Annotated in this window: 9 protein-coding genes; 2 read left to right on the top strand and 7 right to left on the bottom strand. The window is 46.9% G+C overall.

Annotation, left to right across the window (positions count from 1 at the left end):
- Positions 1–761: 761 nt before the first annotated feature.
- Positions 762–1,766 carry a LacI family DNA-binding transcriptional regulator gene (locus VCHENC03_RS08905; protein ID WP_009706765.1) on the top strand — a complete coding sequence of 335 codons (1,005 nt, stop codon included), beginning with the start codon at positions 762–764 and terminating at the stop codon, positions 1,764–1,766.
- 89 nt (positions 1,767–1,855) lie between these two features.
- Here VCHENC03_RS08905 and VCHENC03_RS08910 read toward each other — a convergent pair whose 3' ends face one another.
- The 6 genes from VCHENC03_RS08910 to VCHENC03_RS08935 all read right to left on the bottom strand — a co-directional run bounded on the left by VCHENC03_RS08910 (position 1,856) and on the right by VCHENC03_RS08935 (position 11,031).
- On the bottom strand, positions 1,856–5,305 hold the full coding sequence (locus tag VCHENC03_RS08910) for a hypothetical protein (RefSeq protein WP_009706764.1): 3,450 nt from the start codon (positions 5,303–5,305) through the stop codon (positions 1,856–1,858).
- 65 nt (positions 5,306–5,370) lie between these two features.
- Positions 5,371–6,354 (bottom strand): ABC transporter ATP-binding protein, encoded by a 984-nt coding sequence (locus tag VCHENC03_RS08915; protein WP_009706763.1) that lies wholly within the window; start codon positions 6,352–6,354, stop codon positions 5,371–5,373.
- A gap of 13 nt (positions 6,355–6,367) precedes the next feature.
- Complete coding sequence (locus tag VCHENC03_RS08920) at positions 6,368–7,321, bottom strand: ABC transporter ATP-binding protein (protein ID WP_009706762.1); 954 nt, start codon at positions 7,319–7,321, stop codon at positions 6,368–6,370.
- Positions 7,318–8,310, bottom strand: coding sequence for an ABC transporter permease (locus VCHENC03_RS08925; protein ID WP_009706761.1), 993 nt, complete (start codon positions 8,308–8,310; stop codon positions 7,318–7,320). Before VCHENC03_RS08925 ends, VCHENC03_RS08920 begins: the two co-directional genes overlap by 4 nt.
- Positions 8,311–8,318: 8 nt before the next feature.
- A complete protein-coding gene (locus VCHENC03_RS08930) occupies positions 8,319–9,293 on the bottom strand; it encodes an ABC transporter permease (RefSeq protein WP_005428401.1) in 975 nt (324 codons plus the stop codon).
- 103 nt (positions 9,294–9,396) lie between these two features.
- Positions 9,397–11,031 (bottom strand): ABC transporter substrate-binding protein, encoded by a 1,635-nt coding sequence (locus tag VCHENC03_RS08935; RefSeq protein ID WP_009706760.1) that lies wholly within the window; start codon positions 11,029–11,031, stop codon positions 9,397–9,399.
- Between the two features lie 524 nt (positions 11,032–11,555).
- On the opposite strand from VCHENC03_RS08935, the gene VCHENC03_RS08940 reads away from it, so the two are divergent.
- Positions 11,556–12,335: a transporter substrate-binding domain-containing protein gene (locus tag VCHENC03_RS08940; protein WP_009706758.1), complete on the top strand. Its 780-nt coding sequence runs from the start codon at positions 11,556–11,558 to the stop codon at positions 12,333–12,335.
- A gap of 55 nt (positions 12,336–12,390) precedes the next feature.
- Here the strand turns inward: VCHENC03_RS08940 and VCHENC03_RS08945 are convergent, their stop codons facing one another.
- Positions 12,391–13,410 (bottom strand): LacI family DNA-binding transcriptional regulator, encoded by a 1,020-nt coding sequence (locus tag VCHENC03_RS08945; RefSeq protein WP_009706757.1) that lies wholly within the window; start codon positions 13,408–13,410, stop codon positions 12,391–12,393.
- Positions 13,411–13,427: the final 17 nt, after the last annotated feature.

Here is a 13,427-nt window from a genome sequence, read left to right as displayed (position 1 = left end):
GACAAAAAGCGAGCTAAAAAGTGATCGCACTCACCAAGAAAGCGTTTTCTTAGTGTGTAGATCACATCATTGATACATTTGATCATTGGTTTGAGTGATTGATCATACAAGCTACTCATCGACGCACTAATGAACCCATACCTATAGCGATTATCGAATTGCAACAACACGAATATTGCACCGTTTCAAAACTTAATCGACGCTCTAAAACCCATTAAAATTAAGGTTCTCCCGCTATTTCAGTGCCAAAAATCAGCTAAACAAAGCTCCCTATAAAACGTTCACTTCAAAAAGCCATACTACGCAAAACAAAGCCTTCATTACGCATTCCCAGCACGTCATCACAGCATCTCTCAGTAAGTGCTCATTCATGTTGATTTATTGATTTGGCTAGAAAATTAGGAAAGCGCTTTCTTGAGCTTGAGTATAAAAAGGGAGATAATTCAGTAAACAGAATTTGTAAAATCTCGTTATTGCTTCATAAGCTAATGAAAATTAGAGAATAAGATCACATTCGCTTTTGCTTCTGTCCCTTACTCTCTTTGCTTATGGGCTGACGAGTCTTAATGTTTTTGAAAGCACTTTCGAACTTTCAGATTCGAGTGATTTCACGTGCGCATTTGCGTTGAATTTATACACCAATGGGTCTCGCTTGGTAGACCAGAGCGCGACCAAGTCGACAAATGTGATGCCTTCTCTATGACGAATAGAAAACGGCGAGTAACATAGTTCGATAATTAGAATGGATAAGGTACTTCCCATTGATCACGATTAAAGAAGTCTCTGAGCTGGCAAAAGTTTCTCAATCTACTGTCTCACGAGCGCTAAACGGCCATCCGACAGTCAAAGAAGCCAACCGTAAAAAGGTATTTGATGCGATTGAAAAGCTGGGCTACAAGCCGAATGCGTTTGCTCAAGCCTTGGCGTCTAGCCGTTCAAACAGTATCGGTATGTTGGTTGGTTCTTTAGATGGTCCTTTCTACGGCCCTTTGATGCACAACGCAGAAAACACCGTACGCGAAAACAATAACCATCTGATCGTGACCAGCGGTTTAGAATCACATTCACGTGAAATCGATTCGATTAACTTCCTACGCTCTAAGCAAGTCGACGGTTTGATCATTCACTCAGACATGCTGTCAGACGATGAATTGATTGAAGTTATTGAGAAGACACCATCAACCATCGTGCTCAACCGTTACATTCCTGAGGTTGCAGATAAGTGCATCTTTATCGATAACGAATTGGGCGGCTACTTAGCAACAAAACACATGCTTGAAAATGGCCACACCAAAGTGGCTTGTATTACCGGTCAGCTGAGCAAGATCGACAGTCGAGATCGTCTACAAGGCTACCGTAATGCGCTCACTGAACATGGCATTGATTATGATTCCAACCTGATTGTTGAAGGTCGCTTTGACCATGAAGATCGCGGGTTAAATCATACCTGTGCACGTCGATTGCTTGACCGCGATCCTGAAATTACCGCCATCTTCTGCCATAACGACAATATCGCACTCGCGGTGTATGACGTCGCGTACGAACGTGGTTTAGAGATTGGGAAGGACATTTCTGTTGTCGGCTTCGATAACGACAGCCACAGCCAACATATTCGTCCAAAACTGACCACAGTAAACTTCCCAGTACGAGAAATGGGTCGTGAGGCCGCTCAAGGGGTAATTGCTTTAGTACATAAACAAGAGCGCCCACTTAAGCATAAACTGACGCCAGAGCTAATCGTGCGAGAGTCCGTCGGAAAACGATGATCTCCACACTCCTGTCGTACCAACTGGTTTAGCTGAATACGGATACAAAAAGGCCCCGATATCGATCGGGGCCTTTGCTTTTCAGCGATTTATGCTCTTAAGAGCGATGTTGGAATTGACACAACGACTTTCTCAACCTCTCCAGAGCGCGCAAAGATTTGCTGACTCAACGCGCTCGATAGCGCCAAGCCCTCAACAACAAGCTGCTTACCATTGGATTTGGTTAATACCATACCAGCTTGAATCTCCGACTCCACAAGTTGATACACGAACGGCACTTGGCACAGAGTAAACGCCAACTGATCTTTCTCAACCACATAGCTTTGCGTTTGACCCGCCACACTTTGGCAAGAGAACGGTGCCGATTCGGTCAAGAACTCATGACGATGGAGCAAACATGGGTCGATACGAATCTCGCCCTCTTCAACCAAGATACCCAGCTCAACAAAGCGCGTGATCACTTCTTCTTTCACCTGTCCCGTCATACCTGGTTGCTGCGCACCAGCATGCTTTGGTGTGTGAGAGTACGGGTCTGTTGGGAATGCACCGTAGTTTTCTGGCGTTTTGTTGAAACCAATACCAGCGCGAACTCGGTAGTAGTATTCCGCTAACTTTTGCGTCTCTTCGCTATCAGCATCAAGTTCACGCGCTGCCAAGTAGTTTTCTTGTACCGCAAGCAACAGCTTAGAAACCATGTGCCAGTAGATACAACCTAAACCTTCGTAACCAAACATGGTGCCAGAGCGGCCAGTAAAGGCTTTGTGATTGAACACATCTTCGTATAGGGCTTCAATCGCTTCCCATTCTTCTTCAGCCACATCAGCATACTCACCACGGAGTTGCTGGATCTGCGCTTTAAGATAACCGCTGTTCTCTAGGCTCGCATGGAAGTGGAATTGACCTTGCTCATCCGCATTCACTAGGCGTTGATCGCCCTTCTTCAGCATCGAACTTAACACCGGCACCGCATTGATTTGCGCGTCCGTTAAGCTGTTCTTGTTCATGAATGCACTCAAATCACGATCTGGATACAGCATGAAGCTGTGTTGATCTTCGCGGTACATCTCGCTGGCAAACAAATTATCCAGTAAGTTCACCGCTTGCGCTGGTGTCAGCACGCCAGCGCTCAGGACTGCCACTTGACCTTCCAACATTGGGTACAACTCTTCCACCTGCAAGCTTTCCGCTGAGTACGTCAGGATGTTGTAGGCGTTAAACAGACCATCTTCACGCAAGTTGCTAGCAATGCTCGAATCCAGCGCAGTCAAGCTCACCTCAAGTAGCTGCTTGATAGCCGATGCTTCAACGGTGGTTTTGCCCGAAAAGCCATTCACACGGTAGACGCGTTGACGGAAATCTTCGGCGGCTTTCTCCAACTGAGTCAGGATCGCTTTGCGGGTTTGGCGAGTTACGGTTTCTTGGCGAATCTCTTTTGCCGCTTCCGACAAGATACGAGTCGTTGAAAGTAGCCATTCAAACACTTCTTTCGACATGCTGACCGACGCAGGTGCATCTGCCAACAATTGCTGTAAGAACGCAACGTAGCGACGCATGTAGTAAAGCGTGACCATCGACAAGCCATTGCCCACAATCGCGTTGTTCGCATCGTTCCATTCTGGTCGCTGAGTATTGAGCCAAATGCCGCCATCGAGTACCAAGTTGCTCAGTTTCGCCAACAGTGGTACTAGCACTTTCTCAGTCAAGTTGACCATGTACACGTCGTTGTCGCTACCAAGCACCAATCGACCATCGCTGCCCATTGCAGATACGCGTTGTTCGATGTTGTGTTGCAACTCATCATTGAACGTCACGGTGTCTTTTGGATTGACGAACAGCTTCTCAACATCACACAACTCGTAAGGTACGTTCGCGTAGCTGAACACATCCGTTTGCATCATCGCTAACAGGTCATCGCGCTGATACTTGTCTGCCAGTTCTAGGAACTTGAGTAAGTAGATGATTTGATGGTCGCCCCAATAACCAATGTTGCTCCATGGGTCATCTGGCTCCAGCATTTCCCAGTCAATACCATCTTTGGTGATGCGGTATGGGTTATAGCCATCCATTGTGGATGCATTCACAAACTTGGCTAGGAACGATTGAATAAAGCCAGGATAGCTCAGCGCAATCGCCTCCCAGTTTTGGAAAATATCGCGCCAGTTACCTTGGTAAGAAAGCAAACGCTCGCCATTGTCGTCTTTCAATTTGATTTCGTAGTGGTTCCAAGGACGACTTGGATCACCGTGGCGACGACCAAACGTCAGTGGCAAATATTCGTAACTTAAACGGATTAACTGTGCATCTTCACTCTGCTTAGCCAGACTCACAAGCTCAGCATGGGTAAACTGCTCCGGCAGGTCATTAAACAGCGCAGCATGACGTTCAAACACAAGGCGGTTGGCATTACGAATCGTCGCCAACACATCTTTTTTATCTAGGGTGTAATTGTTCTCAAATACCCCACCACGCATATTATTGAACAGCACGTTCGCGTAGTGGTGCACACTGGTCTCTTCTTCCGCGGTGATTTGCCAAGCATCCGCACCAGACATCAAACTTATCAGCTCTTGTTGATTGGCAGCGATGCTCTGCTCAACTTGTTGCGCCATGTTCACTGGCTGCGCAAGGCGATTACGCATCGTTGTCACATCACTGTGGTTCTTATCGATGTCCGCAATGATCAACCAAGACTTGTGTTGGTTTGCTTCTAGCTTAATAGACTTGTGAATCAAGTAGCTGCCACGTACGCCTTTGGTCAGAGTTTCATTCTTGATTTCACGACCTTGACGGAACGCGCTCACTTGGCTGCTGCTCAATAAGCGCTGACCATAATCGTTATCGACGCTGAACACGGTCGTTGCGAGCAAAGATTCCGCTGGCTCAGCACGATCACTGAGTTTTGCGTACATGGTAAACAGTGCTAGTGAACTGCCATCAAGCAACTCATTCCATTTGTAGGCATCGACCAAAGCGCTACGAGTTTGCAACGCAGACAGTGGCGCGCCCGATGGCAATAGGTTCTGCAGGCCATCAATCAACTCAATTTCTCGAGTTGTGCCTGACAGATCGGTAATTTGCGAGCGACGAACAAAGCCAAACTCTTCACTGGTGTTCCAGCTGTATTGGAATTTTAGCTTTAACGTGTTGTTAAGCTCTTCAAAAACAATCTTGTCGCCAATGGTGTTTTTGTACAGATGACGCTCAACTTGGTAGAGGCCATCATGATGGCGGTTGAACGGTTCCCACATCGCCACGCCTTGTTCGCTAGCGACTTTAATGATGGTTTTTGAACCCGTGTTTTCCGCACTCTCATGAATGTGATCGACAGATTTGTATGGGAACAGCGCGTTCTCGGGACGAATACGCCCCGCCGACAAGCTGCCCGTGGATGAAATAAACAGCCAATGGTCACTGGCCGACACGACACTAATGAAAAACGGGTTCATTTGGTCAACATGTGAAATCTTGTAGTATCGCTCGCCGTCCAAATCGACGAAGCTTCCCTCTACGGTTGGGCAAGAATAATGTTCAAAAGTCATAATGTTCTTCCAATAACTATGAAAGCGCTTTCTTTTTACGCTTTTTTTAATAAGCTAATTTGTTTTTATCCTAAGTGGTGACAGCGTGCGTAATGGTCTTCGCCGACTTTCGTCGCTTCAGGCACCGATTTAGTACACACTTCGGTCGCTTTTAAACAGCGACTGGCAAACGGACAGCCTACGCTGCTTGGCTTCCATAGCGGGATTTCACCCTTCTTCGCCATCAAATCACGCTTACCGGAGTTGCCCACTTCAGGCACCGCTGAGAGCAATAACTGGGAATATGGGTGTTGCGGATTTTGTGTCACGTTGTCGCTGTTGCCCCACTCGACCATGTGGCCCACGTACATGACGGCAGTTTTTTCCGCGAAGTAACGCGCGGTCGCGATGTCATGGGTGATGTACATGAAAGAGATGCCGTGCTTATCTTTCAGATCCGACATCAAGTTCAAAATGCCCAAGCGAACTGACACGTCGAGCATTGAGATAGGTTCATCCGCCAGAATCACTTCAGGGTCGACGGCAATCGCGCGAGCAATCGCAACACGTTGGCGCTGACCGCCACTTAGCTCATGTGGGTATTTTTCTGCGGTTTCTTTCACCGGAGACAGACCAACAAGCTCAAGCAGTTCGTAAACCAGCTTTGGAATCGCGTCTTTTTCCGCACGTTTGTGGATCAGAAGCGGACGTGCAATATGGTGGTAAATGGTATGAACTGGGTTCAGCGAGCCAAATGGGTCTTGGAAAATCATCTGCACTTGGCGCGCGTATTCCAGCTCACCATGCTCTTGAATGTATTCACCCAACTCTTGGCCTTTGAACGTTACCTCACCATCGGTTTTGTCGTAAATACGCGTCAAAACGCGTGCGCCCGTGCTTTTGCCTGAGCCAGATTCGCCCACGATAGCCAGCGCTTCCCCTTTGCGCAGTTCAAACGTGACGTCATTCACCGCTCGCATCAGGTTGCTTTTTGCAGACTGACCAATAGGAAAGTCTTTCACTAGATTCTTAACTGAGAGAATCACTTCTGGGTTTGCTACGTTATCCATTATTCTCTCCCGTTTACATCAAATGACATGACACTAGGTTGCCATTCGTAACTGGCACCAAGGTTGGATCGCTCTTCTGACACTCTGCAAAACATGCATTGCAACGCGCTTGGAAGTTACACCCTTGCGGAATTTTCAGTAGGTTCACAGGGTTACCCGGAATGCCGTATAAACGCTCTTTCGGCCCGTGAATGGTTGGGAATGAAGAAATCAAACCTTTGGTGTATGGGTGCTGAGGATCACCAAATACGTTCTTCGCATCCCCAAGTTCAATTAGGTTGCCCGCGTACATCACACCAATGCGGTCTGCGATTTCGCCCATCAAGCTCAAGTCATGACTGATAAACAGAATCGAGAAACCAAATTTGCTCTTCAGCTCGTAAAGTTCATTCAGGATTTCACGCTCTACCACCACATCGAGCGCGGTGGTTGGTTCATCCATGATGATTAGTTTTGGCTCTAACGCGAGCGCAACTGCAATCACCACACGCTGGCGCATGCCGCCACTCAATTGGTGTGGAAAGCTCGCCATGCGGTCGCCGTGAATGCCCACCACGCCAAGCAGCTCAACCGCACGGTCATACGCTTCTTGGTAAGTCACTTTTCGGTGCGCAAGAATCACGTCTGTTAGCTGCTCACCAATGGTAATCACTGGGTTTAAAGAGTTCATTGCACTTTGGAACACCACAGACACGTCATTCCAACGGAAGTTGCGCAGCTGTCTATCGTTCATCTTCAACACGTCCTGACCTTTGTAGAGAATTTCCCCTTCAGAGATCAGAGCCGGTGCTTTATGCAGACGCGAGATAGCAAATGCCAAGGTACTTTTGCCGCAGCCAGACTCACCGGCGATACCGAGCGTTTCACCCGGAGCGATGCTGATGCTGACGTTGTTCACCGCACGAGCTACGCCGTTTGGTGATACATAATCGACGCATAGGTTGTTAATTTCTAATAAGTTGCTCATCTTAGACCTCGGCGCTTATCTGCTTCTTTTTTCAGTTTGTGCCACAGCTTGATGTGTGGACCAGTACGAAGTTTCGGGTTACTCACTTGGTCAATCGACATGTTGATCAGTGCCAGTGCACCACCAGTGATTGCCAATGCCATGGCTGGAACTAACATCTCCCACCAAGCACCTGTGTATAGAGACGAGGACGTTTGTGCCCAGTACAACATCGAGCCCCAGCTCACTTCTGTTGCGTCACCCAAACCTAGGATGCCAAGACCCGCCTCTGAGCCCATTGCGTAAATCACTGTGCCTAAGAAGCCACCAAATACAATCGAGACAAGGTTCGGTAGGATTTCGACTAGGATGATGCGGATTTTTGATTCGCCCATTACTTCTGCCGAGATAATGAATTCTTTATTTCGAATCGCCATGGTTTGCGAACGAATCACCCGCGCTCCCCAAGGCCAAGAGGTTATCCCGAGCAATATGGTGATGACGAGGGACCCCACCTGCCCTAAGAAAGCGGCGAGCACAATCAGCAACGGGAGCTGAGGGAACACCAAGAAAACGTTAGTTAGGAAGTTAAGACGCTCATCGATTTTGCCGCCGAAGTAGCCCGCAGAGACACCGATAATGACGGCTAGGCTCATTGCAATCACACCAGCTGAAATCGCAACCGTGAGTGACTTTCTCGCGCCGTGCAACACTTGGCTGTAGACATCACGGCCACTACGAGTAGTACCTAGTACGTGCTCTGCATTTGGCGCAACGTGTGGTCTTGCAACACGACGGTCAGGATCATGCGTTGCTAGCACAGGAGCGAAAATCGCACCGGCTAGAACAATCGACAGCAGCAAACCACCGATAATGGCAGGCGGGTTGCCATAGAAAAAAGCGTACACTTTGCCGAAGCTTTTTTTGATTCGCTTCCAAGAGAATTTCGACTCACGAGTCATCAGTTCATCGTGCTCAGAAGGCGTTGGGGTATTGATTAGTTTTTCCATGATGCACCTTAGTTCGAAATTCGTGGGTCAAGCCACACGTACAGCAGATCAGCAATGAAGTTGGCAGTCAGAACCGCCGTCACTAAGATAAGTAAGATGGCTTGGATAAGTGGGTAATCGCGTGCCACGATGCCCTTCAGCAGAATGTTGCCCAAACCTTGGTAGTTGAACACCACCTCAGTCATGATTGAGCCAGCAAATGAAAAACCAATCGCCATCGCAATCGCTGTTGCAACAGGCAAAATCGCATTACGACCTGCGTAGCGGCTCATTACTTTGTAGCTGCTTAAGCCTTTCGCTTCTGCCATGGTGACGTAGTCTTCACCCAGCACGTTGATCATCGCGTTACGCATATTGAACACCCATGTCGAGATACCGACTACGACCATTGAGCCCATTGGCAATATTGCGTGTTTCGCTACACTGCTGATGAATTCCCAGTTAAAGCCAGGCTCCAACGACGGGTCATAGGTGTAAGCCAACGGCAGCAATTCCATCTTCAAACCGAAGAAATAGAACAGCAATAAAGCAGTAACGATGTAAGGGAAGTTACTGATGAAGGCCAGTACTGGCGGCACGATTTGGCCAAACAGTCCTTCACGACGGTAAGAGGCATAAGTACCAATACTCACACCAATAATCAGCGCCACAATCAGAGAACCTAGCGCTAGGAACATGGTCCATGGCAGTGCCATCGCAATCACTTCAGATACGCTGACTGGGAACATCAAAACCGATGGACCAAGATCAAGCGTGAAAACACTTTTCATGTAAGCGATGTATTGAACAAAGATGTTGCCATCAACAAAGCCGTACATCTCACGTACAGCATCCATCTGAGCAGGATCCATTCGACCTTGCGCCGCAGCAAACAAGGCATCAACAGGGTCACCAGGCATAAGGCGTGGCAACATGAAGTTGAAAGAGATCGCAATCAGAAAGGCAGTAAAATAAAAGCCAAATCGGCGAGCTAGAAACGACATATCAAACCTTTAACTTACGAGCCACAACACGCACTTACTTTTGCAATTACGGTTGCGGCTCCGATGTTAATTAAAAAACCTACCTACAAATTGAAACTGCTAGTTATTTCAGGTGTAGGTTGTTCAGGATGATCACGCGCTTGCCGCCGTCATACCAAACCGGTTGGATGTAAGGGTCTTTTTCACTTGGCCAACCAACGATATTTTTCGTGCTGTATTGGAACCAAGTTGGGTTTGAGAACAGCGGGATAAATGGCATGTTCTCTGCCGTGAACTCTTGAAGTTCAGAGATGATTGCTTCTTGTTTCTCTGCATCACCAATTTTACCGAAGCTGTCGATCAGCTTATCGATTTCAGGAGCATGCACACCGTGACCTGCGTGGAAGCCTTTACCAACGCGTGATGTGTGGTAGTACTCTTGGAATGCAAGGATTGGGTTATCCGACACCATTGACCAGTTGATTGACATGGTGAACGCACTGTCTTTCAGGTTCTTGTCGTATACGGCCCAGTCAACAGTTTTCACGTTGGCTTTGATGCCCACATCCGCGAAGTATTCTGTCACCATTTGCACGACCTGAATCCAGTCCGTCCAGCCGTTAACCACTTCGATATCAAACTCAACGGTAGAACCATCAGCATTATCACGGAAGCCGTCGCCATTGCGGTCAACAATACCTGCTTCATCAAGTAAGCTCTGCGCTTTCTTCGCATCGTATTGCGTTAAGTGACCGAACTTTTTGTTCACATCTTCATCAATGTGGTTTTTGTAAAGCTCAGCAATACCACCAACGTTATAGTTCACCGTTGGGTAACCGTAAGCCGCAATATCAACAATGGCTTCACGGTCTAGCGCCATAGACAAGGCTTGGCGTACACGCAGATCATCAAACGGGGCTTTCTTGGTGTTCACGTACAAGTGAATCGCATCGTTCGCTGGGTACCAGAAGTGGTTGTTTTCTTTATCTTGGCCAACAAACGTGGACTCAACATCTGCAATAAAGTTTGAACCCCAGTCGATCTCACCTTTGATCAGAGCCGGCTGGATCTGTGAGTTATCGTTGTAAGAACGGAAGTTTACACAGTCTAGGTAAGGACGGTTTTCTAGGTAGTAGTGCGGGTTACGGCACAGTTCCATCTGCTGAGGTTTTACGTACTTCACCGTCGTCATCGGGCCGCTGCCCACAGGATTAGGGTTAGTGAACGTTGTGTAATCTGTTACTTTCGACCAAGTGTGTTTAGGGACAATGTGGTAAGCGCCGATGCTCCAAAGGAAAGTTGAATCTGGTTCTGCTAGGTTGAATACCACCGTTTGTTTATCTGTCGCTGCAATGCTCGTTAGGTTACCCGTTGGCCAAATAGCTTTTACATCAAATGCCGGCGCTTTCTTTGTCAACTCAAAGCTGAACACCACGTCTTCTGCAGTAAGTGGTGCACCATCAGACCATTCCAAGCCGTCACGTAATTTTAGCGTAATGGTTTTTAGGTCATCAGAATATTCAACCGACTCAGCCAAACGGTAATGCGTTTCCCCCGTCATGTTGTTCAACACAAACAGTGGCTCGAACATAATGCCGTGTAAGGTGTCCTTCGTCGTGTAAGGGTTAAAGTTTTCAACAAACCCGGTATTGATGATTGGCACCGTCAGCGTACCACCTTGTTTGATGGTGTCCGCTTGAGCAGTAGTAGCAAGCATCATGCTGGCAGCAAATGTAGCGAGCAGAGTTTTCTTATGCATCACATTGTCCTTTTATAATGTTGGATACGAAAAGAAAGCGCTTTCTTTTGATTTCAAAAAAATGAAGCGAACTTCGTTGAATGTTTTCATCAGTTCATCATCGCTGACGACGCTGACAGGCTCGAAACCGACACAAAGAAAGCGCTTTCTTTATGCGATAGATACTCGTAAAAATGCTTAGGTTCTTCAATAAAAGTGAGCAAAAACAAAGCTCTGATCACAATCAAACAAAAGCAATATATTCAATAACTTAAAACAGCACTAGATCTCACTTTAATATTTAGTCTATTAATTTCAATAGGTTAAAATCAACTCCAAAACCTTGTATTTTGTGAGCTCATGCAAGTTTGATCATGCGCGATGTCACGATCATTTTTGACAATAGCCACTCCTAATAAAGCTCACTCATTGATTCAGTCTTCGTGCGCTCGTACACAAAATTCCACGAAACAAAAGAAAGCGCTTTCAATATTAAATAAGCAATGAAATCATAATCTAATGAGATCCACTTAAAGGAGAGCACCATGGTGCAATTTTGGAATGGCAATAAATCAACGATTCGTCAGCAATATGAATGGGAGGCCTTGCAACTTGCGCTCCAAAACTCTCAACATGAATTATTATTAAACAATGACTTAACAGAATATCCAGATGCAAAAGATGAAGGACAAGTCTTCTCTCACGGAACTGATCTGCTCGTCACCGTCGCTGGCAATAAGAAATTTGCTCAAGGCAGTTATCTGATGCTTCCACAGCCTTTATGTAAAGGGTTATTAGGCTGCCGAGTTTTGATTGTCCGTAGAGACCGACTGGCAGAGTTTCAAGGATTGAGTGAAGCGAAGCTAAAACAAATGAGTATTGGTATTCCTGCAACCTGGGCGGATGCCGATCTGTTTCGCGTTAATCAATATCAAGTCGAAGAGCATGGCAGCTTAGAAGAGCGCTTATTAGCCGTACAGAGTGGCGAATGTGATTACATGGCATTAGGTGCAAATGAAGCCGAAGCGATCGTGACACAATACGCGTACCTTGTTCCCGATTTGGTCGTGGAACCAACCATTATGCTCTATTACCCTTTCCCACTGGTGTTTTACTGCCATCCAGAAAAAGCCGAATTATTTACAGAGCTCAAGTTGGGACTGGAACGCAGCCTGAACAATGGTGAACTGGATGAGTTATTTGAACAAACCTACGGCACAAATGTGCGTGCAATGAAGCTCCACCAGCGCCGTGTGTTTCATTTGACCAACCCTATTCTGCCCAGTGAACTGGCTTACTATCAATCGGACTTGTTACCCGCTTAGAGCAGTGATACCCAAGTAACCCTAGCTTTTGAGTATTGGCTACTTGGGTATTGGCTTATTGAGGACGGAATTTCGATACCGTTGAATCACGTACAATCAGATCAATCGGTGGAAGTCGAGTATTGCACTGCTCGCCAGTCAATAAGCCAAGAATCGACTCGGCACAGGCTACCCCAATTTCTTCAACAGGCTGACGCAGTGTGGTCAGTCCCGGCGTGAAATACTTCGACGTAGGCAGATCGTCAAAACCAATCACAGAGACGTCTTCCGGCACTTTAAAACCATGGTCGTGCAGCGCTTTAATCGCCCCATAAGCGGTCTGATCATTGGCGGCAAACAACGCCGAGAAATGCACTTTAGATTCAATCAATTCAACGGTGCGTTCATAGCCGACTTCGCTACTGAAATCGCCCTGCTTAATTAGGTTATTCCGCACTTTGATCCCCGCTTCAGTGAGTGCCTTCTTATAACCGACAAAACGCGCAACCGCGTCTGGTTGGTTGAGTAACCCTTTGATATGAGCAATGTTCACATGACCTTGTTGCAACAAATGCAGCGTTGCCATATGGCCACCTAGAACGTTATCGATGTTAACTGAATGCAGCTTTTCACTGGTGTAGCTATAACCAACCGCAACGACCGGAATTTTTCGCGAATACTCCACTAATTCATGCTCGGTTAAGCTGCCAGCGACCACAATCACACCATCAACATTACTCTTTGCCAGATAATCCAACGCTTGTAACTGCATACTGTGTTGCCAATACCCCGAAGCAATCACGAGCGAATACCCTTTTGGCCCAAGGAATCGCTCCATATCGTTAAAGATACGACTAGTGAAAGGGCTTTCAGGGTTTTGAACTAACACACCAATCGTCATAGAGCGCGTATTACTGCCCTGATTCATCTGGTAGTTCGGTTTGTAATCGAGCGCTTTGATCGCGTCTTCTATCGCTATGGTTTTCTCTTTAGAAATAAAGGTGGTGCGATTGAGAAAACGAGAGACCGTACTCGGTGAAACCCCGGCGAGTTTGGCGACATCGTAAATGGATGGAGCGCGTTTTTTCTTTTTCATAGTTACCAACATGCAAG

The sequence above is a fragment of the Vibrio sp. HENC-03 genome (assembly GCF_000305755.2).
Lineage (GTDB): Bacteria > Pseudomonadota > Gammaproteobacteria > Enterobacterales > Vibrionaceae > Vibrio > Vibrio owensii.
Note: the sequence above shows the minus strand (reverse complement) of the source record. Positions and strands in the feature narration are given on the sequence as shown.

Excerpts from the sequence above, each read along its gene's own strand:
- VCHENC03_RS08940 (WP_009706758.1), top strand. The coding sequence starts at position 11,556 with ATGGTGCAATTTTGGAATGGCAATAAATCAACGATTCGTCAGCAATAT.
- VCHENC03_RS08925 (WP_009706761.1), bottom strand. The coding sequence starts at position 8,310 with ATGGAAAAACTAATCAATACCCCAACGCCTTCTGAGCACGATGAACTG.
- VCHENC03_RS08930 (WP_005428401.1), bottom strand. The coding sequence starts at position 9,293 with ATGTCGTTTCTAGCTCGCCGATTTGGCTTTTATTTTACTGCCTTTCTG.
- VCHENC03_RS08920 (WP_009706762.1), bottom strand. The coding sequence starts at position 7,321 with ATGAGCAACTTATTAGAAATTAACAACCTATGCGTCGATTATGTATCA.
- VCHENC03_RS08935 (WP_009706760.1), bottom strand. The coding sequence starts at position 11,031 with ATGCATAAGAAAACTCTGCTCGCTACATTTGCTGCCAGCATGATGCTT.
- VCHENC03_RS08945 (WP_009706757.1), bottom strand. The coding sequence starts at position 13,410 with ATGAAAAAGAAAAAACGCGCTCCATCCATTTACGATGTCGCCAAACTC.
- VCHENC03_RS08915 (WP_009706763.1), bottom strand. The coding sequence starts at position 6,354 with ATGGATAACGTAGCAAACCCAGAAGTGATTCTCTCAGTTAAGAATCTA.
- VCHENC03_RS08910 (WP_009706764.1), bottom strand. The coding sequence starts at position 5,305 with ATGACTTTTGAACATTATTCTTGCCCAACCGTAGAGGGAAGCTTCGTC.